At 60.7% G+C, this 22,403-nt stretch carries 22 protein-coding genes; 16 read left to right on the forward strand and 6 right to left on the reverse strand.

Features of this window, described 5'->3' with window-relative positions; translation table 11 throughout:
* The first annotated feature begins 3 nt into the window (after positions 1 to 3).
* The gene (locus HMPREF2822_RS01750) at positions 4 to 1,317 is read left to right on the forward strand and encodes a DUF4921 family protein (protein ID WP_185963332.1); all 1,314 of its coding nucleotides are present in this window, start codon (positions 4 to 6) and stop codon (positions 1,315 to 1,317) included.
* 10 nt (positions 1,318 to 1,327) lie between these two features.
* On the opposite strand, the gene HMPREF2822_RS01755 is transcribed toward HMPREF2822_RS01750, so the two are convergent.
* Both HMPREF2822_RS01755 and yaaA read right to left on the reverse strand, forming a co-directional pair.
* The gene (locus HMPREF2822_RS01755) at positions 1,328 to 2,452 is read right to left on the reverse strand and encodes an ATP-binding protein (RefSeq protein WP_070520090.1); all 1,125 of its coding nucleotides are present in this window, start codon (positions 2,450 to 2,452) and stop codon (positions 1,328 to 1,330) included.
* Positions 2,453 to 2,545: 93 nt separating this feature from the next.
* A complete protein-coding gene (gene yaaA / locus HMPREF2822_RS01760) occupies positions 2,546 to 3,268 on the reverse strand; it encodes a peroxide stress protein YaaA (RefSeq protein WP_070520092.1) in 723 nt (240 codons plus the stop codon).
* A 32-nt stretch (positions 3,269 to 3,300) separates the two neighbouring features.
* Here yaaA and HMPREF2822_RS01765 point away from each other — a divergent pair, with 32 nt between their 5' ends.
* Positions 3,301 to 5,070, forward strand: coding sequence for a proline--tRNA ligase (locus tag HMPREF2822_RS01765; RefSeq protein ID WP_070520094.1), 1,770 nt, complete (start codon positions 3,301 to 3,303; stop codon positions 5,068 to 5,070).
* A 27-nt stretch (positions 5,071 to 5,097) separates the two neighbouring features.
* Positions 5,098 to 5,493, forward strand: a complete 396-nt coding sequence (locus tag HMPREF2822_RS01770; protein ID WP_070520097.1) for a DoxX family protein — start codon at positions 5,098 to 5,100, stop codon at positions 5,491 to 5,493.
* 30 nt (positions 5,494 to 5,523) lie between these two features.
* Here HMPREF2822_RS01770 and HMPREF2822_RS01775 read toward each other — a convergent pair whose 3' ends face one another.
* A complete protein-coding gene (locus HMPREF2822_RS01775) occupies positions 5,524 to 6,378 on the reverse strand; it encodes a hypothetical protein (protein WP_070520099.1) in 855 nt (284 codons plus the stop codon).
* A 37-nt stretch (positions 6,379 to 6,415) separates the two neighbouring features.
* Between HMPREF2822_RS01775 and rimP the strand changes: the two genes are divergently transcribed.
* The 9 genes from rimP (at position 6,416) to HMPREF2822_RS01815 (ending at position 15,692) form a co-directional block, all read left to right on the forward strand.
* Entirely contained in the window at positions 6,416 to 6,982 is a 567-nt protein-coding gene (rimP, locus tag HMPREF2822_RS01780; RefSeq protein ID WP_070520101.1) for a ribosome maturation factor RimP, read from the forward strand.
* Positions 6,983 to 6,985: 3 nt separating this feature from the next.
* Positions 6,986 to 8,002: a transcription termination factor NusA gene (gene nusA, locus HMPREF2822_RS01785; RefSeq protein ID WP_070520103.1), complete on the forward strand. Its 1,017-nt coding sequence runs from the start codon at positions 6,986 to 6,988 to the stop codon at positions 8,000 to 8,002.
* A gap of 120 nt (positions 8,003 to 8,122) precedes the next feature.
* Complete coding sequence (locus HMPREF2822_RS12850; protein WP_083306791.1) at positions 8,123 to 8,458, forward strand: YlxR family protein; 336 nt, start codon at positions 8,123 to 8,125, stop codon at positions 8,456 to 8,458.
* A gap of 109 nt (positions 8,459 to 8,567) precedes the next feature.
* Positions 8,568 to 11,303 (forward strand): translation initiation factor IF-2, encoded by a 2,736-nt coding sequence (infB, locus tag HMPREF2822_RS01790; RefSeq protein ID WP_070520106.1) that lies wholly within the window; start codon positions 8,568 to 8,570, stop codon positions 11,301 to 11,303.
* A gap of 150 nt (positions 11,304 to 11,453) precedes the next feature.
* Complete coding sequence (gene rbfA / locus HMPREF2822_RS01795; RefSeq protein WP_070520108.1) at positions 11,454 to 11,897, forward strand: 30S ribosome-binding factor RbfA; 444 nt, start codon at positions 11,454 to 11,456, stop codon at positions 11,895 to 11,897.
* A complete protein-coding gene (locus tag HMPREF2822_RS01800) occupies positions 11,898 to 12,860 on the forward strand; it encodes a DHH family phosphoesterase (protein ID WP_070520110.1) in 963 nt (320 codons plus the stop codon). It begins immediately after the preceding gene.
* Complete coding sequence (locus tag HMPREF2822_RS01805) at positions 12,861 to 14,159, forward strand: MATE family efflux transporter (RefSeq protein WP_070520112.1); 1,299 nt, start codon at positions 12,861 to 12,863, stop codon at positions 14,157 to 14,159. It begins immediately after the preceding gene.
* Positions 14,160 to 14,203: 44 nt separating this feature from the next.
* Positions 14,204 to 15,025, forward strand: a complete 822-nt coding sequence (locus tag HMPREF2822_RS01810; protein ID WP_070520114.1) for a metallophosphoesterase family protein — start codon at positions 14,204 to 14,206, stop codon at positions 15,023 to 15,025.
* Entirely contained in the window at positions 15,018 to 15,692 is a 675-nt protein-coding gene (locus tag HMPREF2822_RS01815) for a 4'-phosphopantetheinyl transferase family protein (protein ID WP_070520116.1), read from the forward strand. The genes HMPREF2822_RS01810 and HMPREF2822_RS01815 overlap by 8 nt, the downstream gene beginning before the upstream one ends.
* Here HMPREF2822_RS01815 and truB read toward each other — a convergent pair.
* Entirely contained in the window at positions 15,689 to 16,582 is an 894-nt protein-coding gene (gene truB, locus HMPREF2822_RS01820) for a tRNA pseudouridine(55) synthase TruB (protein WP_070520118.1), read from the reverse strand. The genes HMPREF2822_RS01815 and truB overlap by 4 nt on opposite strands.
* A 37-nt stretch (positions 16,583 to 16,619) precedes the next feature.
* On the opposite strand from truB, the gene HMPREF2822_RS01825 reads away from it, so the two are divergent.
* The 4 genes from HMPREF2822_RS01825 to HMPREF2822_RS01840 all read left to right on the forward strand — a co-directional run bounded on the left by HMPREF2822_RS01825 (position 16,620) and on the right by HMPREF2822_RS01840 (position 21,280).
* Positions 16,620 to 17,600, forward strand: coding sequence for a bifunctional riboflavin kinase/FAD synthetase (locus HMPREF2822_RS01825; protein ID WP_070520120.1), 981 nt, complete (start codon positions 16,620 to 16,622; stop codon positions 17,598 to 17,600).
* Entirely contained in the window at positions 17,601 to 18,518 is a 918-nt protein-coding gene (locus HMPREF2822_RS01830; RefSeq protein ID WP_070520122.1) for a nucleoside hydrolase, read from the forward strand.
* 80 nt (positions 18,519 to 18,598) lie between these two features.
* Positions 18,599 to 18,868 (forward strand): 30S ribosomal protein S15, encoded by a 270-nt coding sequence (rpsO, locus tag HMPREF2822_RS01835; protein ID WP_010190317.1) that lies wholly within the window; start codon positions 18,599 to 18,601, stop codon positions 18,866 to 18,868.
* 141 nt (positions 18,869 to 19,009) lie between these two features.
* A complete protein-coding gene (locus HMPREF2822_RS01840; RefSeq protein ID WP_070520124.1) occupies positions 19,010 to 21,280 on the forward strand; it encodes a polyribonucleotide nucleotidyltransferase in 2,271 nt (756 codons plus the stop codon).
* A gap of 90 nt (positions 21,281 to 21,370) precedes the next feature.
* Here HMPREF2822_RS01840 and HMPREF2822_RS12855 read toward each other — a convergent pair whose 3' ends face one another.
* Positions 21,371 to 21,535, reverse strand: a complete 165-nt coding sequence (locus HMPREF2822_RS12855; RefSeq protein WP_118790655.1) for an AMIN-like domain-containing (lipo)protein — start codon at positions 21,533 to 21,535, stop codon at positions 21,371 to 21,373.
* Positions 21,536 to 21,827: 292 nt separating this feature from the next.
* Positions 21,828 to 22,217: a VOC family protein gene (locus HMPREF2822_RS01845; protein WP_070520126.1), complete on the reverse strand. Its 390-nt coding sequence runs from the start codon at positions 22,215 to 22,217 to the stop codon at positions 21,828 to 21,830.
* Between the last annotated feature and the right edge of the window lie 186 nt (positions 22,218 to 22,403).

Genomic DNA, 22,403 nt, shown 5'->3' on the forward strand with positions numbered 1-22,403 from the left:
TGCATGAGCGAAGCACTCTTTAGCCGCGTCGAACCTATCCAGACCATGGCGGATGGGACCGTCAAACAGGTCAACCCCTTCTCCGGAACGGAGGTGTGGACGGTGCCGGGACGTGGAAACCGTCCGCTCTCGCGTCCTGCGAAGGATCCGCAGCCCCTGACGGCCGATGCCATGACGCACAGCTGTGCTTTTTGCTCCGGGCGCATGTTAGACACCCCGCCGGAAAAGTCCCGCATCCTGGCTTCGGGGGAGATCCAGCGCGGGCTCCTTCCACACGAGCTGGACACAACCCAGCCGGTGTTTCGCCGGGTTCCTAACCTTTTTGAGATCGTGTCTTATGACTACTGGCATGAGAACTATGGCTTCACCATGGACCCAGACCTAGCTCAGCACAAGGAGAAATATGAAGCCGATGAGGCCGGGCGCCTGCACGTACTCAACGTGGTGCGCACCAAACTCAAGGCCGCGGGCAAAGACGCCGCGCTGGGCGACGACTCTCTCCTCGCCCTCGCCGATGGCTTCTTCGGTGGCGGGCACGATGTCATCATTTCTTCGCGCCACTTCGTGGAGGGGGCGGTCGACGACAGCCAGCTGGCTTCCTCCGGCACGCTGAGCCCCGATGAGCACTTTCTGCTCACAACCTTCACCGCGGAATCAACGCGCGAGCTCTACCAGCGAAACCGCTATGCCTCTTATGTCGCCGTGTTCCAGAACTGGCTGGCACCGGCGGGCGCGTCCTTCGACCACCTGCACAAGCAGCTCGTCGCGATTGATGCTCTGGGCATGGCAGCCCAGCAAGAAAATGCGATTCTACGTGCACACCCCAACATGTACAACGATTGGGCAGTTGGGTATGCGGCAAAGCGCAACCTTGTTATCGCAGAGAATGACTATGCGGTCCTCTTCGCCGGCTTTGGCCACCGCTATCCCACGCTGGAGATCTTCTCCAAGTCGCCCCGCTGTGAACCGTGGGAACAAACACCTGGCGAAGTCCGTGGAATGTCGGATCTGATCCATGCTGCACACGCCGCAGTGGGGCCGGATGTGGCATGCAATGAAGAGTGGCACCACCGCCCACCCAGCGTGGATCTGCCGCAGCCGTGGCGCGTGATGATCAAGCTCAGGGTATCGACCTTGGCCGGCTTTGAAGGCGGCACGAAGGTCTACATCAACACCATCGATCCATGGGGCTTGCGTGATCGCGTCGTGGACGCCATGTTCCGCCTTCGTGAGCGCGGAAAGATTGCCTCCGGCATCTCTATCGCCACTGAGTGCGAGCTCAAACGCAATAGTTTGCGTTATAACCCGCTGGTGTAATCAGTAACGTTTAGTCCACGTAGGTTTGTTCGCCGCCTGCGTGAAGATAATCGCGGAGGTACGGCAGGGCGAGAGCAACCGTGCCGTGCCGTGGGGCATCGATAAGCCCCTGCTCTAGCAAACGCGCGCGCACTTCACTGAGAGACGTCGTCGTTGTCTTCAGCTCGTGAGCGATAGCGCCAGATGTGGCCGTCCCCGCCTCATCTGCGATATCAGCCAGCGCGTGAAGGTACTCAAGTTGTCGTTGGCTGAGCGCACGTACCGCAGGATCGTGCACTTGGGTTCCCATTGTCGTGATTGCCTCACCAAGAACTGCGTCGACGGTTGTTGAGGAAATGGTCGTCTCACTGGCTTGGGATGCAGCGTTCCAGGCCAAGTACCCGATGAGCTGGATGAGGAAGGGATAACCGTGGCTCGCTTCAGTAGCGCGGTCGGCGGCTTCGTCGTTGAAAGCAATCGAAGTCAAAGCTGCCGTATCTTTGAAAGCGCTGGTCGTAGCTTGCGGGTTAACAGGTCCTAGGTGAAATCTGCGGGCACGGCGCAGAAACGTTGTTCCCGGCAGGTGTAGAAGCTTGTCAACACCGGCAGTAAGCCCTGCCATCACGATGGAAACGTCGAGTTCATCGCGAACAAGATGCTGGAATGCGACTGCGATTATCTCAAGGTCATGAGGATCGGCGTCCTGAATCTCATCGATAGTAAGTAGAATTCCGCTGTCTCGGAGATGAGCGGAGAGTTCGCGCAAGCGCGATTCTAATGTTGGCACTGGTGGCGTACCAATCTCTTCAGTACCAATGCCACCGAGGCCCGCTATACGTATGTCTTTGATTCGACGGGTTGATGGAGAAGCCAGCTGGTTGATCTTTTCTGGGATGATGGAGTCGATGAGCTGAGTGACTGAATTGCTTCGACCACTGACTCGAATAACAGCCCATCCTTGTTGGGCTGCGATGTCCTCGAGCTCAGTCAACAGGACCGTTTTGCCCATCCCACGATGACCGCTAATAAGCATTGCGCGATTAGGGTTGCCAACTCCGCCGTCGAGCCCAACCGTGAAGTCATTGAGGACCGCACTGCGGCCAGCCCACTTAAGTGGGCTGGCACCAAAGGTTGGGCGAAAAGGGTTTCCAGTCATGCTGGAAGTATATAGCAGGCAGATAAATTGATAAATAGATAAATTGATAAATAGATAAATCGGCGGGCGTAGATAAATTGATAAATAGATAAATCAGACCACGAGCACCAGCTCGGTGCCGCGCAGTTCGGTGCTCATGCCCGCCTCCTGGGCTACGCGGGCGGCATCCTCGAGGGAGGAGACATTCTCGCCCTGGAGGGCGAGTACGCGAGCGAGTTCCCCCTTGTAGTGCTTATTGAAGTGGGAGACCACCTTGCGGGAGCCATCCTCCTGCACTGACTCCACGCGCACCGTGGAGGCTTCTTTGAGCTTGCCCAGCTCTTGGTAGGTGCCCGAGCGCATGTCGATGAGGAACTCGCCTGCGTCGATAAGCGCGCGCAGCTCATCGGTGATGGCCGTACCCCAGCGAGACTTGAGAGTCTTCCCGCCCAACTTGGTGCCACCTGAAAGCCGGTAGTGGGGGATGAGATCATCGGCGCGCAGCAACCCGAAGAGCGCATCACCCACAGCGAGGTGTTGACGCGCGGCTGGGGGAAGGGAAGGGGAATCGAGGGCGTCGTACAGCACGCCCGTAAACCGCTCCAGCGCGGGCATGGTGGGGGAGGACGCCAACTCGCGGTTGGACTCGGCTTCCCCGCGCAGCTTTTCCGAGAGCTTGAGCACCTTTTGCGCCTCGTCGAGGGGCAAAGAAGACAATTCAGCAGCGATTTCTTGGCGTATTGGATTCAGCGCGGGGAAAGAGAGCTCTTCCCAGTTGAGGGGCGCGCCGCTGCCGCCGTGTGCTTTGGTCTCAGAAGGAGGGAGGATGATCAGCATGGCTACATGCTAGCGATGTAGACTGAGCAACCATGATTACACGTCTTTCTGAGCTTTTCCTCCGCACTCTTCGTGAGGATCCGGCTGATGCCGAAGTCCCCAGCCACAAGCTTCTCGTCCGCGCAGGCTATGTGCGCCGCGTCGCGCCGGGTGTGTACACCTGGTTGCCATTGGGACTGCGCGCCATGCGCAAGATCGAAGACGTTATCCGCCAGGAAATGAACGCCATCGGTGGCCAGGAGATGCTCTTCCCGGCGCTGCTGCCGCGCGATCCTTATGAGCAGTCGAACCGCTGGACGGAATACGGCAATAATTTGTTCAGGCTTAAGGATCGCAAGGGTGCGGACATGCTGCTGGGCCCGACCCATGAGGAGATGTTCGCCACTGCGGTGAAGGATATGTATTCCTCCTACAAGGACTTCCCGGTCACGCTGTACCAGATTCAGACGAAGTACCGCGATGAGGAACGTCCGCGCGCTGGCGTGCTGCGCGGCCGCGAATTCACCATGAAGGACTCCTACTCCTTCGACATGACGGATGAGGGGCTCGATGAGTCCTATGCCCGCCACCGCAAGGCCTACCAGAACATCTTCGACCGCCTAGAGATCGATTACGCGATCTGTAAGGCCACCTCCGGTGCGATGGGTGGCTCGGCCTCCGAGGAGTTCCTCGCCGTGTCCGAGGTGGGTGAAGATACCTTCGTCCGCGCCACGGAGGGCGATTACGCTGCCAACGTAGAAGCGGTCGTGACTCAGGCGCCGGAGGAGATTCCCTTCGACGGTCTGCCGGAGGCACAGGAGCACGAGACTCCGAAATCCGAGACCATCGAGTCCCTGGTGGAGTGGGCTAAGGGTGCTGGCATTACTGTCGACGGCCGCGAGGTCACCGCAGCGGACACCCTCAAGTGCATGATGATCAAGGTGGCTGCGCCCGCGGCCGCTGAGGAAGAGAAGAAATGGGAGCTGGCCGCCGTTCTCATTCCGGGCGACCGCGAGCTGGATGAAAAGCGCTTGGAGGCTTCGCTGGAGCCGGTCGAGTTTGAGCTCGCCGGCGAGGGCGACTTCAAGAAGAACCCCTTCTTGGTCAAGGGCTATGTCGGACCGCGTGTCCTCAACGCTCACGACGTGAAGGTTTATGCCGACCCGCGCGTAGCTTCCGGTTCGTCGTGGATTACTGGCGCGGATGCCCCGAACCGCCACGTGGTGGGCTGCGTTGCCGGCCGTGACTTCACCGTTGATGAATTCATTGAGGCTGCGGAGGTCAAGGAAGGTGACCCGGCACCGAATGGTCAGGGCACTCTAACCCTGGAGCGCGGCATCGAGCTTGGCCACATTTTCCAGCTGGGCCGCAAGTACACCGAAGCATTCGACGTCCAGATTCTGGATGAAAACGGCAAGCGCGCCGTGCCGACCATGGGCTCCTATGGCATTGGTGTCACGCGCATGCTCGCCGTGCTGGCGGAGCAGCGTCACGATGAGAAGGGCCTCAACTGGCCAGTGGCCGTGGCGCCCTACCAGGTGCATGTCGTCGTGGCCAACAAGGACGCCGCTGCCCTTGAGGCCGGCCAGAAGCTTGTGCAGGACTTGGACCGCGCGGGCATCGAGGTGCTTTTCGACGACCGCCCCAAGGTTTCCCCGGGCGTGAAGTTCAAGGATGCGGAGCTGCTGGGTATGCCCTTTATCGCCATCCTGGGCCGCTCCTTCAAGGACGGCATCATTGAGCTGCGAATCCGTGGCGGCGAAACCCGTGAGGTCCCCGCAGACTCCATCGTGGACACCTTAACGGAGCTCATCCGCGGCTAGGTGCGTTAAGCGCGTAGGCTCGCGGGTATGAGTTCTCACAACCGCGCACTGACATATTCAATGGCTGCAGCACTCTCTGCCATGGGAGTGCTGCATTTTGCTAAGCCGAAGCCCTTCGAGTCCATCATCCCACCACAACTTCCAGGGTCGGTTCGCTTCTACAACTTCACCTCTGGCGCCTGGGAAGTGGTGACCGGTGCACTCCTGGCGAACCCATCGACGCGGCCTGCAGGCGGCCTTTCAGCCCTAGCTTTGCTCGCCGCCGTGTGGCCGGCGAACTTCTACCAGGCCTACAGGGACTTAGAAAGCGGCAAGGCATCAACCGGCAAGAAGATCTACCACGCGGTGCGTCTGCCGTTGCAGATTCCGGTCATGCGCTATGCCTGGTCGCTGTACGCCGAAAAGAACGCCAAACGTCGGTAGCTCAGGAAAATCGAGCCCGCGAGAGAGGAATTAAGCTGCACTGGTGCGGTGAGATTGGGCGGCTACAGAAATAAGCCAGCTTCGCCATTCAGTATTGGGTGCCGCTTGGTCGGGCACCTCCTGTGAGGCGGCGGAGGCCCATGTCACCGCGTCACTATGCGCGACGTAGTCAAGGAACGCGCGCGCTGAGGCGGCGTCTACGGGCAGCTCACCGGAGGACGAGGTGTAGGCCGCTGCGGGCTGTGGCACTGGTCCGATTTTGGCTACTGCTTCTTGGAGCGCGAGGACGCGGTTATCGTGCAGAGCGAGGCGCTCATCAACCAGCTCTTCGACGTCAGGTGTGACATAGGAACGAGCAAAGTCCAAGGCATACACCTGCTGGTATTCCCAGTCCAAGAGTTCGGTGGCGAGGTCAGCGTCATCCTCCGTCAGCTCCGGCACAGCGCCCGGTTCATCGGTGGAGTGGGCCTCCATTGCGATGGCTTGGGCGACGAGCAAGGGCCGAGATTCCGGGGAGACCGCGTCAAGCTGCTCTTTAGTCGATGAAGAAGCTGCGGCAAGCACGGCAGCCGCATCAGTGGCCTCGTGTGCTTCAACCTCACGATTCACTTCGCAGGAGCGCGGAACGTGTCCTTCCTCGTCGCGGCCGCAGAGGCGCTCAATTTCGGAGTAAAGCTCGTCTGCGTGCTGCGCGCGCAGGGACGCGGCATCGGGATCGAGTTTCTGCAGTGCGTGGGCGTCGGCGCTGGCATCGTGAGCCAGAGAGGTCAACGTAGGGTCTGCATGGGGGCCAAAATAATCCACGATCGCGTCGGTGGCTTGGCAGCCGCCCAGCCAGGGGGCGGCGCAAACTAAAAGGGTGGGCACAACTACTCGGCGGTTCACGCGATAGACCCTACCCGGGTGTCCTAGTCTAGAGCGCATGGCATTCCCAACACCCGCGCAACTAACCGAAATCCTGCAGCCTGTCGCCGCCGCGCGCGGCCTCGACGTTGAAGACGTGAAGACCACTCGTGCAGGAAAGAAATCTCAGGTCATCATCCGTGTTGACGGTGACGAACGCCCAAGTTCCGATCTCATTGAGGAGCTCTCGCAGGAGATTTCGGCGCTCTTTGATGCCCAGGAAGAAGCGGGCGCCCTCAACTTTGGCGCGGGATACACCCTGGAGGTGTCGACGCCGGGGGTGGATTTTCCGCTGAGTGCCCCGCGCCACTGGCGCCGCAACCAAGGAAGGCTCGTGGGCTACGCGCTCACCGACGAACCTGGCACGACCCGCGTCGCCCGCATTGGCGCGCTGTCCGAGGATGAAGAATCCGTGGCGCTCATCACCACTGTGAAAAAGGAGGTGCGCTATCAGGTTGAGCGATTGGAAAATCTAAGCCGCGCAGTGGTAGAAATTGAATTTGCCCAACCTTCAGCCATGGAGCTGGAGGCGGCACAGCAGACGTTCGACTTCGCCGAGCAGAACTCGGCAACCCGAGAGGACTAACAAGTGAATATTGACCTAGAGGCACTTCGCACGATTCAGCGCGAGCGCGGCGTCCCGGTAAAGGACCTGCTCGAAGCGATTGCGGGTGCCCTTTTGTATTCCTACCTGGATCACCGTGCCGAGTCGGCCGAGACCAAGGCGGAAGGTACGAAGTCTCGCGTCGACATCGACGCCGATAGCGGTGCTGTCACCGTCGTCGTGACCGAGAGTGATCCGGAGACTGGAGAGGTCATCAGTGAATACGACGACACTCCCGACAACTTTGGGCGCATCGGCGCGCAGGCGGTCCGCGATGCCATCTTGCGTAAGCTGCGCGAGAATGAGGCGGAACGAACCTACGATTCCTATTCGGAGCTCACCGGAACGGTTGTGTCGGGCGTCGTCCAGCGCGATATTCACGCGAACAAGCGCGGCGTCGTCGTGGTGCAGCTGGGTACCGAACACGACTCGCAGGATGCTTTCCTGCTGCCTGCTGAGCAGCTGCCGGGGGAGAAGCTCGAGCACGGCGACCGCGTCAAGGCATATGTCGTAGGCGTGAACCGCAACGGAGCCAAGGTGCAGATCACGTTGTCGCGTACTCACCCAGAGTTGGTTCGCGGCCTCTTTGAACTTGAGGTCCCGGAAGTCGCAGACGGCGCAGTTGAGATTATCGCCATTGCCCGCGAGGCTGGCCACCGCTCCAAGATCTCCGTTCGCGGCCACGCCAAGGGCCTCAACGCCAAGGGTGCGTGTATCGGCCCGAAGGGCTCCCGCGTTAGCAACGTGATGCGTGAACTCGGTGGCGAGAAGATCGACATCATCGATTTCAACGAAGATCCTGCCGTCTATGTGGGCAACGCTCTTGCTCCGTCAAAGGTCGTGCGCGTAGAGATCCTCGACTCGGAGGCGCAAGTGGCCAAGGTGACTGTGCCGGATTACCAGCTCTCGCTCGCAATCGGTAAGGAAGGCCAGAATGCCCGCCTCGCGGCGCGCCTGACTGGATGGAAGATTGATATTCACTCTGATGCCGCTCGCGATTAGCTTTCCGACGGGCCTGCGGTGGGATTAAAGGTTTGGCCCGTTTTCGCGTAGAGTAGACAACGGCCCACATGCAGGAATGCTGTGGCGCAGGAATAGTGGCGATACGACGTAAGGAGTTGGATGTCTCAAGGACAGCGGCTCCGCACGTGTATTGCTACGCGTCAAAAGCATCCCGACACGGAACTGCTCAGGGTGGTCGCCGATAGGGACGATCCTTCAGGACGCCGTGTTGTTCCGGATCCAGGCCGCCGCCTTCCTGGGAGGGGAGCGTGGATTAGACCGGATCTGGAAGCAGTAGAGCTGGCGGAGCGAACCCGTGCCTTCAGGCGCGCGCTCCGATTGTCCACAGACGTGGACACAGGTCACGTACGTGAGTACCTCGCTGCTCAGCAGCAGGTGCAGTTGGCGGGCAATCGCCCGTGCGACCCAGAGTTAAAAAGGAAGACCGAACACTGATGAGCGCACAACGATGAAGCAGCATCAGCGATGAAAGTCCATAGCCATTAACTAGGGGTCAAGCCGTGTTCCGCGGCCTTGGCTCCTAGAAAGATTAAAGAGGAGACAAGTGCCCGGAAAGCTACGTGTACACGAGTTGGCAAAGCAGCTCGGTGTAACCAGCAAGGAACTGCTCGCCACGCTGAAGGAACAAGGCGAGTTCGTCAAGACCGCATCCTCGACCATCGAACCGCCGGTGATCAAGAAGATGCGCGCACACTATGAAGCAAAGGGTGGCAACGACAAGCCCGCAGACAAGAACGCGTCTGCAGCCACCCCTGCTTCCGCTGCCAAGAAATCTGCTGCCAAGAAGACTGCAGAGAAGAAGCCGGCGGAAAAGAAGCCAGCAGCCACGCCAAAGCCCGGCCCCAAGCCGGGTGGTGCCCCGAAGCCAGGTGCTGCTCCGACGCAGAGCGGTGCCCCGAAGCCGGGTGCCGCTCCCAAGCCGGGCGGTGCCCCGAAGCCGGGCGGCGCTCCAAAGCCCGGAGCACAGCGCAAGGGCGGCGAACGCGCTGTTACCCCGCGTTCTATGCCGAAGCCTGGCGGTACCCGCCGCGTGGCCAATAACCCGTTCTCCACGGGTAGCTCCAGTGATCGACCCAGCCCAGGGCCGCGCCCGGGCGGAAGCAAGGGTCAGCGCTCTGGCGGCAAGCCGGGAGATAACCGCGGCGGTAAGGGCGGCGCACGCCCGCAAGGCGATGGCAACCGTGGTGGACGTCGTCCTTCGCCAGCGATGATGCCTTCGCATCCGAATCCGGCCAGCATGCCGTCGAAGGCCGCAGGTAGCGGCGGTGGCGGTCGCGGTCGTGGCGGCCGCGGTGGTGGCCCAGGCCATGGCGGTCCAGGCCACGGAGGTTTCCGCGGTGGACGCGGCGGACGCCGCGGTGGCACCGCTGGTGCATTCGGACGTCCCGGTGGCGCACCGCGTCGCGGTAAGAAGTCGAAGCGTCAGAAGCGCCATGAGTTTGAAGAGCAGCAGAAGCATGAGGTAGGCGGCGTACGCTTGCCTGACGGCGGCGGTAAGGTTGTTCGCCTTCGCCGCGGTGCTTCCCTGGCTGACTTCGCCGAGAAGATTGGTGCGGATCCCGCAGCATTGGTGCAGGCGCTCTTCAACCTCGGTGAGATGGTGACCGCCACGGCCTCCGTATCTGAGGACACCCTGCAGCTCTTGGGCTCGGAGATCAATTACGAGGTCCAGGTTGTCTCCCCTGAGGATGAGGACCGCGAGCTGCTCGAATCCTTCGACCTGCAATTTGGTGAGGACGAGGGCGGCGAAGAAGCCCTTGAGAAGCGCCCGCCAGTCGTGACCGTGATGGGTCACGTTGACCACGGTAAGACCCGCCTTCTGGATACCATCCGTAAGACCAACGAAGGTGCGGGCGAGGCCGGCGGCATTACACAGGGCATCGGTGCTTACCAAACCACGGTGGACGTTGAAGACGGTCCGCGCACCATCACCTTCCTGGATACCCCGGGTCACGAGGCGTTTACCGCCATGCGTGCCCGCGGTGCCAAGTCCACCGACTTGGCCATCCTGGTGGTTGCGGCTGATGACGGCGTGATGCCGCAGACCATCGAGGCAATCAACCACGCGAAGGCAGCGGATATCCCTGTGGTCGTCGCGGTTAACAAGATTGATAAGCCGGAAGCTTCCCCGGACAAGATCCGTGGTCAGCTCACTGAGTACGGACTTGTTCCGGAGGAGTACGGCGGCGACACGATGTTCGTGGATATTTCTGCGAAGAACAACATCAACATCGACGACCTGCTCGAGGCTGTCATCCTGACCGCGGACGCTTCCCTAGAGCTCACCGCTAACCCGGACATGGACGCGCAGGGCTCTGCCATCGAGGCTCACCTCGACCGCGGTCGAGGCCCGGTGGCTACGGTCATCATCCAGCGCGGTACGCTGCGCATCGGTGATTCCATTGTGGTCGGCGATGCCCATGGTCGCGTGCGTCGCATGCTCGATGAATTCGGTAACGATGTGGAAGAAGCCGGTCCGTCCCGCCCGGTCCAGGTGCAGGGTCTCAATGGCGTACCAGGTGCCGGCGATAACCTCTTGGTTGTTGAGGACGACCGCGTGGCTCGCCAGATTGCCGCACAGCGCGATGCTCGCAAGCGTTCCGCTCTGCAGGCGAAGGCGCGCAAGCGCGTCTCCCTCGAGGATCTGGATGCAGTGCTCAAGGAAACCTCGACGCTCAACCTCATCCTCAAGGGCGATAACGCCGGTTCCGTCGAGGCACTGGAAGATGCCCTTCTGGATATCGAGGTCGACGACGAGGTACAGCTCAACATCATCGACCGTGGTGTCGGTGCGGTGACGCAGACCAACGTCACCTTGGCTGCTGCCTCCGACGCCGTCATCATCGCCTTCAACGTCCGCGCTGAGGGTAAGGCAACCGAGGAAGCCAACGCTGAGGGCGTTGATATCCGCTACTACACGGTGATTTACCGTGCTATCGAAGAGGTCGAGGCAGCGCTGAAGGGCATGCTCAAGCCTATCTACGAGGAGCGCGACACCGGTGCAGCGGAGATCCGCGCGCTGTTCAAGTCCTCCGCGGTCGGCACCATTGCCGGTTGTATGGTCACCGAGGGCAAGGTCAAGCGCAACGGCAAGGTGCGCCTCGTACGCGACGGGAACGTCATTACCTCCGATGCCAAGATCGAGTCCCTGCGCCACGAGAAGGATGACGCCAACGAGATTAACGCCGGATACGAGTGCGGTATGGTTCTGTCCTACCCGGACATCCAGGTAGGCGATATCATTCAGGCCTTCGAAGAAGTCGAGGTCCCGCGCGACTAGCCGCACCTGAGTTCTTCACTTTGTGACAGAGCTCAGATACTAAAGCCCAGCCAGTAAATATTCTGGCTGGGCTTTAGTCGTTTCGGCCGAACGGCGTCGAATCGGTATCCTAGACTAGTTGCCAGTAACCGTACGCAAAGGAGCTTCACCATGGTTGATCACGCACGCGCCGCACGCATGGCTAAGCGCATTCAGACAATCGTTGCGAGTGCGATTGAACGCCAGATTAAGGATCGCCGCCTTGAACTGGTAACCATCACAGATGCCCGCGTAACGGGTGACCTGCACGATGCCACCGTGTATTACACGGTGCGCGGAACGGATATTGATTCTGAGCCGAATTTTGACCAGGCGGCCGAAGCACTCACAAGGGCCAAGGGCCAATTGCGCAAGATCGTGGGTGATGAGCTGTCCGTTCGCTTTACCCCGACGTTGTCTTTTGAGCTCGATACCGTCCCTGAAGCCTCCGCTCACATGGAGGATGTGCTCGCACGCGCACGCGCACGCGATGCGGAGTTGGCCAAGCTGAAGGAAGGCGCGAAGCCGGCTGGGGACGCGAACCCATATAAGACCTCGGATGAGGAAGAAGACTAAGTGTCACGAACCAACTACGAAGCCGCAGTTGATGCGCTGGTACAGGCCAGCAGCATTTGCATCATCACCCACTTGCGCCCCGACGCCGACGCTGTTGGCTCAGCGGCGGCCCTCACGTTGGCGCTTCGTCAGCGCGGTAAGCAGACCCGCACCGTGATTGGCCAGCGCCGAGACATTTCCGCCAACCTGTTTTCGATTCCCACCGTGGATGAAATCGAGTTGGTAGATGAGCTCCCGCAGGGCTATGACCTTTATGTCACTGTGGACTGCGGATCGATCGACCGGACCGGATCGGTAGCACGGGGCATTGAGGAGATGGCGGCCGTTGGGCGCGTCCTGTGCATCGATCACCACGCTTCGAACGATGGCTTTGGTGCGATCAATGTTGTGGATCCGGTGTGCGAGTCCACCACGGTGGTGTTGCTCGATATCTTAGATAGGCTGTCCATTCAGATTGATCGCGTCATCGCGCACTGTCTGTACGCCGGGCTAGTGACCGACACAGGTAACTTCCGGTGGGGCCGCCCAGCGATGCACGATATTGCCGCGCGCCTGATGCTCTATGGGCTTGATACCAAGCAGATCGCGTTGGAGCTTATGGATGCCAGCACCGCCGATGACCTGCAGATGATTGGTCGCGTCCTCTCGGGCCTCAGGATCGAAGCAGCGGGAGAGCACCGCCTCGCTGTCCTCTTCGTGCCGCATGAGGAAGTCAGTACGCACGCAGATTCCGCGATCGAGTCCTTCGTCGACTATGTCCGCGCCTTGAAAGGCACAGACATCGGGGTTGTGTTCAAGGAACAGGCCCCTGAAGTGTGGGCGGTGTCTCTGCGCTCCTCAGCAGTGAACTGTGCCGAGGTGGCCCTCACCTTTGGCGGAGGAGGCCATATTCCAGCCGCCGGCTATACCGCGCACGGCACGCCTGAGGAGGTTATTGCGCAGCTGGTAGGTGTGTTGTCTTAAATGGCTTCCGAGCAACCCGTCAAGGTTTCTGCGGCGGAAGTCTTCCGTCTTGCCGTGCCCGCTTTGGGTGTCTTAGCGGCCATGCCGCTGTATTTGCTTTTGGACACCGCGGTCGTGGGACGGTTGGGCGCGCAGGATCTGGCCTCGCTGGGGGCTGCGGCCACGATCCATTCGGTGGTCACTACCCAGCTGACCTTCCTGTCCTATGGCACTACCGCGCGTGCTTCGCGTTTGTTCGGCGCAGGCAAACGTGAGGAAGCTGTAGCCGAAGGTGTTCAGGCCACGTGGGTTGCGGTCGGCGTCGGCCTGGTCCTAGCGGTCCTTATGTGGCTCTTCGCCGGGGTTTTTGCCTCCTGGTTGACCGGCAACCCCGAAACGGCGAAGGGAACCGCACAGTGGCTGCGCATCGCCGCCATCGCGATTCCTTTTACCCTCATCACGATGGCTGGTAACGGTTGGATGCGAGGTGTACAAGACACCCGCAAGCCCTTGTACTTCACACTCGCCGGTATGATTCCTGGCGCTAGTGCAGTGCCTATTTTCGTGCACTTGTGGGGGCTGCAGGGGTCCGCCTTAGCCACGGTGTTGGGGATGGGAATCATCGCGGCATTCTTCCTCAGGGAACTGCGCCGCGAACATACCGGCTCGTGGGAAGTTCGCTGGCGCGTCGTACGCCGGCAGCTCGTGCTGGGGCGCGATCTCATTGTGCGCTCGTTGAGTTTTCAAGTGGCCTTTCTATCCGCAGCAGCTGTGGCTTCGCGCATCGGAACCGCACAACTGGCCGCGCATCAAATCTTGATGCAGTTGTGGAACTTCTTGTCCCTTGTGCTGGATTCCCTGGCAATTGCCGCCCAGGCCTTGACCGGCGCGGCACTGGGTGCAGGCTCAGCGCGTTATGCCCGCACGGTGGGTACTAAGGTGACGCTCTACTCGACGTCCTTCTCCCTTGGACTTGCTGTGATTCTTGCGCTTGGTTCCGGGATCATCCCGCGGATCTTCACCACGAGCCCGGAAGTCCTCGAGGTGCTCTCCGGACCTTGGTGGGTTATGACTTTCCTCGTCATCATCGGCGGGGTGGTCTTCGCCTTGGACGGCGTTCTCCTCGGCGCTGGGGATGCAGCGTTTCTTCGCACGCTTACCTTGGCGTCGGTACTTCTAGGCTTCCTTCCCGGCGTCTGGTTGGCTTTTGCTCTAGGCACCGGGCTTAGTGGAGTATGGGGCGGGATCGCCGCGTTCATTTTCATCCGCATGGTGGGCGTCGTCTGGCGCTTTCGCTCGATGCGGTGGGCGCGGGTCTAAGCCTGTGGTAGAAGTAGAGGGAATGTTCGTGTGAAGGAGGCATTATGACCACTCTGTGGGCCGTCTCCGATCTCCACGCGGCGGTGCGTGTCAACGGTGAGCGCATCGATGAACTCGTGCCGCCGAATCCCCATGACTGGTTGATTGTCGCAGGGGACGTCGCCGAGCGCATTGACCTGGTGATCAACACCTTGGCGCGGCTGAAGAACCGCTATGCCACCGTCATTTGGGTGCCCGGCAACCATGAGCTTTTTTCTCGGGGACAGGATGCATTTAAGGGGCGCGCAAAATACGACCGGCTTGTTGAAGGCTGCCGTGAGATCGGCGTGATCACCCCAGAGGATCCTTATCCGGTCTTCGGAGGGGTGACCGTCGTCCCACTGTTTACGCTGTACGATTACAGCTTTCGCCCGCCGGGGACCACGGTCGAACAAGAGCTTGCGAGCGCAAAGCAAAAGCAAATCGTCATGACCGATGAATTCGCCATCGCCCCCTTCGTCGATGTGCGTGCTTGGTGCTGGGACCGGCTGGCCTATTCAATTAAGCGCCTGTCCCGGGTGGAAGGGGAGACCGTCCTCATCAATCACTGGCCATTGGTCCAGGAGCCGACCCTCTACTTGCGCTGGCCCGAAGTGGCCTTGTGGTGCGGTACCCGCCACACGCGTTCGTGGCCGCGGCGCTACAACGCCAAAGCCGTGGTCTATGGACATCTTCACATGCCAAACCGTGCCAATATCGACGGCGTGGACCACATCGAGGTTTCGCTAGGGTATCCGCGTGAATGGCAGGCACACGGTGGCCTCCAGCAGTGGCCGTATCCGGTGCTCACCATCGATGAGACGACGGGGAGGGCCGAGCATGCTTGAGCCTTTCCTCTTCCCAGAGTCTGCGCGCTACTGCTATGTGCGCACGGATGAGTCGATGACTAATCTCCTCAATTTCCACCACCTATCCCCAGAGGAGCGCGCTGTGGTCTCGCAGGCCGTGGACGTCCGCAAGTCGGAATTTGGGGATGCCCGCTGGTGCGCTCACCGCGCGCTGAAGGAGCTTAATTACACCGGCGACGAACCTATTCTGCGCGGTGAGCGGGGCATGCCGCTGTGGCCGGAGGGCTACACGGGATCGATGACGCACACCGAGGGGTTGCGCGCGGCGGTGGCAGCGCCCACCACACACGTCCGCTCGATGGGACTCGACGCCGAGCCAGCGGAGCCCTTGCCGGAACACGTGTTGACGATGATCGCCCGGCCAGGGGAGATGCCGCAGTTGTCCCGCCTCCGCGCGGCGGGCATCTCCTGCCCGGACCGCCTGTTGTTTTGCGCGAAGGAAGCCACCTACAAGACGTGGTTCCCCATGACGCGGCGGTGGCTCGATTTCGATCAGGCCGAAATTGACTTGCGCCTCGACGGAACTTTAGTCTCCTACCTCCTAGCGCGACCGACCCCGGTGCCGTTTATTACCGGCCACTGGATCATTCGGGACGGCTATGTCATCGTCGCCGCCGCCGTCCCGGCGCTCAATTTTGAGAACTAAAGAGTGGAGGGGCGAGCGACAAAAACCGTGGCCAGGCGCTTGCCTTTCTCTTTGATCAGGGCGACGGATCGGCCCTGCGGATCGACGGCCGCGTAGGTGCCTTTCAACCCACGCGGCTCCAGCCACTTACCCATGGCCAAGGCCTGAGCCTCGTCATCGGTGACCTCCAAGACCGGATAGCTACGGGCGAGCGCCTCGTCGAGGCTCAAGGACAGCTTCGGGGAGGTCTCGAGGGTGTCGAGGGGGAGGGCGTCGTCAAGCGTAAAAGGCCCTACCTCCGTGCGGCGCAGCTCGGTGAGATGTCCGCCGACGCCGAGTGCTTCTCCCAAATCCCGCGCCAGCGAGCGGATGTAAGTACCCGAAGAACAGGCCACCGACACGTCCAGATCAATGAACTCTCCGGTGCGCCGCGTATCGAGGATATCGAAGCGGCTGACCGTGACGGGGCGCGCTGGAATCTCAACCTCTTCGCCCGCACGCACCCGTTCGTGGGCACGCTTGCCATCGATTTTGATCGCGGACACCGCTGCCGGACGCTGCATAATATCGCCGGTTAAGGCATCAACTTCCTGCGCAATGGCTGAATCTTCCACAGCGGTTGCCGGTTCGCCCCACGTTGGTTCCCCCTCCGCGTCGTCGGTGTGGGTCGCCATCCCGAGGCGAATCGTGGCGTCGTAAGCCTTGGTGGAGGCCACCATGTGGGCGAGGAACTTGGTGCCGCGCTCAATGCCCACGATGAGCACCCCCGTGGCCATGGGATCTAGCGTGCCTGCGTGCCCCGCCTTGCGGGTGTGGAAGAAGCGCCGTAGTTTTCCCACGACATCGTGCGAGGTCATGCCGGCGGGCTTGTCGACGACCACGAGGCCAGAACGTTCGAGCGGATCAGTCATGCCCTGCAGTCTAGGGCACCGTCTGCTGTGGGATAGCATGGTGCCCGTGGATATTTGGTACGGAATCGATAGCATCCCCGCTGACCTCGGTCCGACGTCGGTGACAATTGGCGTCTTCGACGGCCTACACCGCGGCCACCAGCAGCTCGTGACGAAGGCCGTCGAGCACGCGCGCGAACACGGTCATAGTGCGGTCATGGTGACCTTCGATCCGCACCCAGTTTCGGTGTTCCTTCCGGAGCGCGCGCCGTTGTCCGTCATTACTTTTGAGCGCCGCATGCAACTGGCGGAAGAAATGGGCATCGAGGCCGTGCTCGTCATCGATTTCACTGAGGAGCTCCGGGGCGTTGAGCCGCGCGAGTACGTGACGGACCTCCTTGTGGGGCGCTTGCATGCGGAACACGTCGTGGTGGGGGAGAACTTCACCTTTGGCGCAGGCGCGTCCGGCACCGCGGAGGCGCTGGCGGAATTCGGTACCGAGTTTGGGTTCGACGTTGACATCGTGCCCTTGCTTGACGACGACGGCGAGCGCATCTGCTCCACCAACATCCGCGCCGCTCTTGCCAAGGGCGATATCGCGCGCGCGAATTGGGCGCTGGGACGTCATTTCACGGTGACTGGGCCCGTCGTGCGTGGTGCGGGGCGCGGTGGAAAGGAACTCGGTTTCCCGACCGCCAACCAGTATTTCCCGGAATCCGTTGCCATCCCAGCCGATGGCGTCTACGCGGGCTGGTTCGTGGTCGAGCCAACTGGGGCGCCCTTGGAAGGAGACATGGAACCCGGCGTTCCTTATCCAGCGGCCATTTCGGTGGGCACGAACCCCACCTTCGGCGACGAGGAGCGCTCTGTGGAGTCCTTCGTGCTGGACCGCGACGCCGACCTCTACGGCCACGAGGCCACCGTGCATTTTGTCGATCACGTGCGCGACATGGAGAAATTCAACTCCGTTGAGGAGCTCCTAGCGGCTATGGAGCGCGACGTCGCCCGAGTTCGTGAGATTCTTGCCCGTGAGGCCTAAATGAAGATCATCCTCGACCTCGACACAGGAATCGACGACGCCCTTGCGCTCGCCTATGCCGTTGCGCACCCTGACCTCGAGCTGATCGGGGTCACCGGCACCTATGGCAACGTGCCGGTGGCCTTGGGAGTGCGCAACTCGCTGGCGTTGCTCGAGCTTCTCGACGCCTCGGACGTCCCCGTCTTTTCCGGCCCGACCCGGCCAGGCTTTAACGTGGCTCCCATTTCGGCGTTCATTCATGGACGCAATGGCCTCGGCGAGGTTCTCTTGCCACCGCCGCGCCGCAAGGCATACGAGGATGCGGTGGGCTTTCTTGTCCGTTCGGTCCGTGAGCATGGCGAGGACCTGGTTATAGTGCCGACGGGGCCGTCGACAAGCATTGCGGCCGCCATGCGCGAGGACCCGGACTTTGCCCGCAACGCCCGCATCGTGATGATGGGTGGCGCGTTGACCGTACCCGGAAACGTCACTCCTTATGCCGAGGCCAACGTCTTCCAAGATCCCCAAGCCACGGACTATGTCTTCCGCCATGCACAGAACCTCACGATGGTGGGGCTCGATGTCACGTTGCGCACGTTGCTCACCAGGGAGCATACGAAGCAGTGGCGAGGCACGCGGACGGGCCGGATCTACGCGGACATCGTGGACTACTACATCCGCGCCTATAAAACGACGTCTCCGCATCTCGGCGGTTGTGGGCTCCACGATCCCTTGGCGGTGGCAGTGGCAGCGGATCCTTCGCTGGTCACATGCCTCGACCTCAATCTGCGGTGTGAGGAGAACGGGCGCACCATCGGTGACCCTGAGCGCCTCGAGAATCCCACCACCCGCGTGGCCGTTGCTGTCGACGACGCGCGCTTCGTCGAGGATTTGATGTCGAAGCTGGGCAGCCTCTATACTTCTACTTCGGCTTGCTGACTGCGGTCCACAGTAGTCACGGGCAGCGCTTTTTAGGCGCAACATTTCATGTGGACTGAAATACAATAGGAGATTTTTCCATGGCTTTGAGCACCGAGAAGAAGGCTGAAATCCTTAAGGAGTACGGCCTGCACGAGACCGACACCGGTTCCCCGGAGGCACAGGTTGCGCTGCTGACTTCCCGCATCAACAACCTGACCGAGCACCTCAAGGATCACAAGCACGATCACCACTCCCGTCGTGGTCTGCTGCTCATGGTTGGTCGCCGTCGTGGCCTGCTGAAGTACCTGGCTGCTAACGACGTTGACCGTTACCGCGACCTGATTTCTCGCCTGGGTCTGCGCCGCTAAGCGCTCGACTTTTTAGCCCCCGCACCAAGTGTGCGGGGGTTTTCTTGTCCCATCTGCTAAAATCCTTGGGCGTTGTCAGAAAACATCGAAGAAGAGGCGGCACCGAAGATCGCCATGACAGCTCCAAGGAGAGTTTCATATATGAGCGCTAAGAACGCTAAGAATCAAACGAACAACTCCGTCGAGTTCGCAATCGACGAGGACTACGGCATTACCGAGGCCATCGCCACCCTGGATAACGGCGATTTCGGCACCCGTACTATCCGTTTTGAGACGGGCCAGCTTGCCCGACAGGCTGGTGGCTCCGTGACCACCTACCTGGACGAGGACACCATGCTGCTGTCCACGACCACCGCTTCCAACCAGCCGCGTGAGGGCTTCGACTTCTTCCCGCTGACCGTGGATGTGGAAGAGCGCATGTACGCCGCGGGTAAGATCCCGGGCTCCTTCTTCCGCCGCGAGGGCCGTCCTTCCACCGAAGCTATCCTGGCCTGCCGCCTCATCGACCGCCCGCTGCGCCCGACCTTCGTCAAGGGCTTGCGCAACGAGGTTCAGGTCGTTGTCACGGTTCTCTCCATGGACCCGGAGGAGTACTACGACGTCGTTGCCATCAACGGTGCTTCTGCCTCCACTCAGCTCTCCGGTCTGCCGGTTTCTGGCCCGGTGGGTGGCGTGCGCATGGCATTGATTGCCGATGACAAGCACCCGAAGGGACAGTGGGTGGCCTTCCCGAACAACGAGCAGCACGAGCGTGCCCTGTTCGAGATGGTCGTTGCCGGCCGCATCGTGAAGAAGGGCCGCAAGGACGACGTCGCCATCATGATGGTGGAGGCGGGTGCCGGCGTGAACGTGGCCGAGCGCATCAAGGAAGGTGCCCCGGCTCCGCAGGAATCCACCGTGGCTGAGGGCCTTGAGGCTGCCAAGCCTTTCATTAAGACCCTGTGCGAAGCGCAGGCAGGCCTGGCCGAGCGCGCCGCCAAGGAGACCCAGGAATTCCCGCTCTTCCCGGCCTATGGTGATGATGTTTACGCTGCTGTCGAAAAGGCTGCCTCCAAGAAGCTGGAGAAGCTGCTTACCATCCCGGGCAAGCAGGACCGCGACGATGCTACCAATGACTACATGGAGCAGGTTGAGGCACAGCTCATCGAGGACTTTGATGACCTTGACGAGGCCGATGCCTCCAAGCAGATTCGCAACGCATTCAATGCCGTGATGAAGGCCATCGTCCGCAACAAGATCCTCACTGAAGGATTCCGCATCGATGGCCGCGGCGTCACCGATATCCGCGACCTCGGCGTTGAGGTCGATCTCGTTCCGCGCGCCCATGGTTCCTCCCTCTTTGAGCGTGGCGAGACCCAGATTCTGGGTGTGACCACCCTGGACATGCTGAAGATGGAGCAGCAGATCGACTCCCTGACCCCAGTGGAGTCCAAGCGCTACATGCACCACTACAACTTCCCGCCGTATTCCACCGGTGAGACCGGCCGTGTGGGCTCCCCGAAGCGCCGCGAAATCGGCCACGGTGCTCTGGCTGAGCGTGCCTTGCTGCCGGTTATCCCGTCCCGCGAGGATTTCCCTTATGCCATCCGCCAGGTTTCTGAGGCCCTCGGCTCCAACGGTTCCACCTCCATGGGTTCCGTCTGTGCATCCACCCTGTCCCTCTACAACGCGGGCGTTCCGCTGAAGGCACCGGTGGCAGGTATCGCCATGGGCCTTGTTTCCGGTGAGGTCAATGGCAAGGAAAAGTTCGTGGCGCTCACCGATATTCTCGGCGCTGAGGACGCTTTCGGCGATATGGACTTCAAGGTCGCCGGCACCTCCGAGTTCATCACTGCACTGCAGCTGGATACCAAATTGGACGGCATTCCTTCGCACGTGCTTGCCGACGCCCTCGAGCAAGCCCGCGACGCCCGTGCCGCCATCCTTGACACCATGGCTGAGGTCATCGAAGGCCCTGATGAGATGTCTGGCCTGGCTCCGCGCATTACCTCTGTGACCATTCCGGTGAACAAGATTGGTGAGCTCATTGGCCCGAAGGGCAAGACCATCAACGCCATCACCGAGGAGACCGGTGCCGATGTCTCCATTGAGGAAGACGGCACGGTGTATATCTCTGCCGCTACCGGCGAAGCCGCTGAGGCAGCCATTGAGCGAGTAAATGGCATCGCTAACCCGCAGCTACCCAAGGTTGGCGAGCGTTTCCTTGGCACCGTAGTTAAGACCGTGGCCTTTGGTGCCTTCGTCTCCCTGACCCCGGGCCGCGATGGCTTGGTGCACATCTCGAAGCTGGGCGGCGACGAGCGCATCGAAAAGGTCGAGGACGTCGTCAACGTTGGTGACAAGATCCAGGTCGAAATCGCGGACATTGATAACCGCGGCAAGATTTCCCTGGTTCCGGTTGAGGAGGACTAATCCTCAGATCGCCTAGGAACTACTAGGACGAGGGCCCTGCCACCCAGCTCTTAAGTAGCTGAGGCAGGGCCCTTAGCGTTTCCGCGGCCGCTATTCTTGGAAGTCGAGTACCAAGCGCTTGGGGTGCTCAAGGAAAGTCACCGAATACGGCGTCTTCTTGTTCAGGCCAATGACCAGTTGGGATTGTGCCTCGAATGAGGTGGTGTATACGACTTCGCTCACCACGCCGGCACCAGGTGCATTTCCCGGCTTCATATATTTTCTTCAAGCTGGGGAGTGGAAGGCCACGGGGTGCCTTCGATTCCCAGATTGAGAAAAGCGCTTCCCTAAAAGCAGCGGCATTGGCTACCTGCCGGGAAGGGGGAGCCAGCGTGTCACTGGACTGCTGCGGTGCATCGGCGGTGCCTGTGCTCGACGGAATCGTGCTGACCAGCGGCGCGGGTAACGTATCCGCGCCGCGATCCGCGCATCCGCCCAGCGGCATGATACATACAGCGGTGATGATTGCGACGATGGAAGCGGAAAGAAACTAGGCGCGACAATTTCGCTATCTCTTAAGCTGTACCAGTTGGATGAGGTTTCCTACGGTGTCGTCGAAGACAGCGATGATAGAGGGGCCGACGTCGGTGGGCTCCATAGTGAAATCCACGCCCTTTTCAGTGAGCTCCCTATATTCCTTCTCCACGTCTGCGGACAAGAACTGGGTGGCAGGAATGCCATCGGCCTTGAGCGCTGCTGCGTAGTCCTTGGACGCCGGGTGGGCCTTTGGCTCGAGGAGGGGCTCCGTATTTCCCTGACCTTCAGCATTGGTCACCGTGAGCCATCGAAAGTCTCCGTGGGTCACATCGACCTTGACTCGAAAGCCGAGCGTATTGACATAGAAGTCGTGCGCGCGAGCAACGTCATCGACAGGTACTGAAGCAATGTAGATCTGCATTCGCCCCATATAAACGAGCATGACGAAACCACGCCGACGGCCCTGCCTGCAGCAGGGGAGACCTGACTAGGGCTGAGTGATACAGTCGTCGTTCTTTTCGACGGTGGGTGTGTTCTTGGGTTCTTGTCCTTTCGGTTGTTTGGAGTGGTGTCGTCGTTTGATTCGACGAGGGCTAGGCCCCTGTTC

Source organism: Corynebacterium sp. HMSC062E11 (assembly GCF_001811845.1).
In the GTDB taxonomy this organism is placed as follows: domain Bacteria; phylum Actinomycetota; class Actinomycetes; order Mycobacteriales; family Mycobacteriaceae; genus Corynebacterium; species Corynebacterium hesseae.

What these genes read in the sequence shown, in the direction of transcription:
- HMPREF2822_RS01830 (WP_070520122.1), top strand. Translation starts at nt 17,601, where the DNA reads ATGAAGATCATCCTCGACCTCGACACAGGAATCGACGACGCCCTTGCG.
- HMPREF2822_RS12855 (WP_118790655.1), bottom strand. Translation starts at nt 21,535, where the DNA reads ATGAAGCCGGGAAATGCACCTGGTGCCGGCGTGGTGAGCGAAGTCGTA.
- HMPREF2822_RS01770 (WP_070520097.1), top strand. Translation starts at nt 5,098, where the DNA reads ATGAGTTCTCACAACCGCGCACTGACATATTCAATGGCTGCAGCACTC.
- truB (WP_070520118.1), bottom strand. Translation starts at nt 16,582, where the DNA reads ATGACTGATCCGCTCGAACGTTCTGGCCTCGTGGTCGTCGACAAGCCC.
- HMPREF2822_RS01845 (WP_070520126.1), bottom strand. Translation starts at nt 22,217, where the DNA reads ATGCAGATCTACATTGCTTCAGTACCTGTCGATGACGTTGCTCGCGCG.
- HMPREF2822_RS01840 (WP_070520124.1), top strand. Translation starts at nt 19,010, where the DNA reads ATGAGCGCTAAGAACGCTAAGAATCAAACGAACAACTCCGTCGAGTTC.
- HMPREF2822_RS01755 (WP_070520090.1), bottom strand. Translation starts at nt 2,452, where the DNA reads ATGACTGGAAACCCTTTTCGCCCAACCTTTGGTGCCAGCCCACTTAAG.
- HMPREF2822_RS01765 (WP_070520094.1), top strand. Translation starts at nt 3,301, where the DNA reads ATGATTACACGTCTTTCTGAGCTTTTCCTCCGCACTCTTCGTGAGGAT.
- HMPREF2822_RS01810 (WP_070520114.1), top strand. Translation starts at nt 14,204, where the DNA reads ATGACCACTCTGTGGGCCGTCTCCGATCTCCACGCGGCGGTGCGTGTC.
- HMPREF2822_RS01815 (WP_070520116.1), top strand. Translation starts at nt 15,018, where the DNA reads ATGCTTGAGCCTTTCCTCTTCCCAGAGTCTGCGCGCTACTGCTATGTG.
- yaaA (WP_070520092.1), bottom strand. Translation starts at nt 3,268, where the DNA reads ATGCTGATCATCCTCCCTCCTTCTGAGACCAAAGCACACGGCGGCAGC.
- rpsO (WP_010190317.1), top strand. Translation starts at nt 18,599, where the DNA reads ATGGCTTTGAGCACCGAGAAGAAGGCTGAAATCCTTAAGGAGTACGGC.
- rbfA (WP_070520108.1), top strand. Translation starts at nt 11,454, where the DNA reads ATGGTTGATCACGCACGCGCCGCACGCATGGCTAAGCGCATTCAGACA.
- HMPREF2822_RS12850 (WP_083306791.1), top strand. Translation starts at nt 8,123, where the DNA reads ATGTCTCAAGGACAGCGGCTCCGCACGTGTATTGCTACGCGTCAAAAG.
- HMPREF2822_RS01805 (WP_070520112.1), top strand. Translation starts at nt 12,861, where the DNA reads ATGGCTTCCGAGCAACCCGTCAAGGTTTCTGCGGCGGAAGTCTTCCGT.
- HMPREF2822_RS01750 (WP_185963332.1), top strand. Translation starts at nt 4, where the DNA reads ATGAGCGAAGCACTCTTTAGCCGCGTCGAACCTATCCAGACCATGGCG.
- HMPREF2822_RS01825 (WP_070520120.1), top strand. Translation starts at nt 16,620, where the DNA reads ATGGTGCCCGTGGATATTTGGTACGGAATCGATAGCATCCCCGCTGAC.
- rimP (WP_070520101.1), top strand. Translation starts at nt 6,416, where the DNA reads ATGGCATTCCCAACACCCGCGCAACTAACCGAAATCCTGCAGCCTGTC.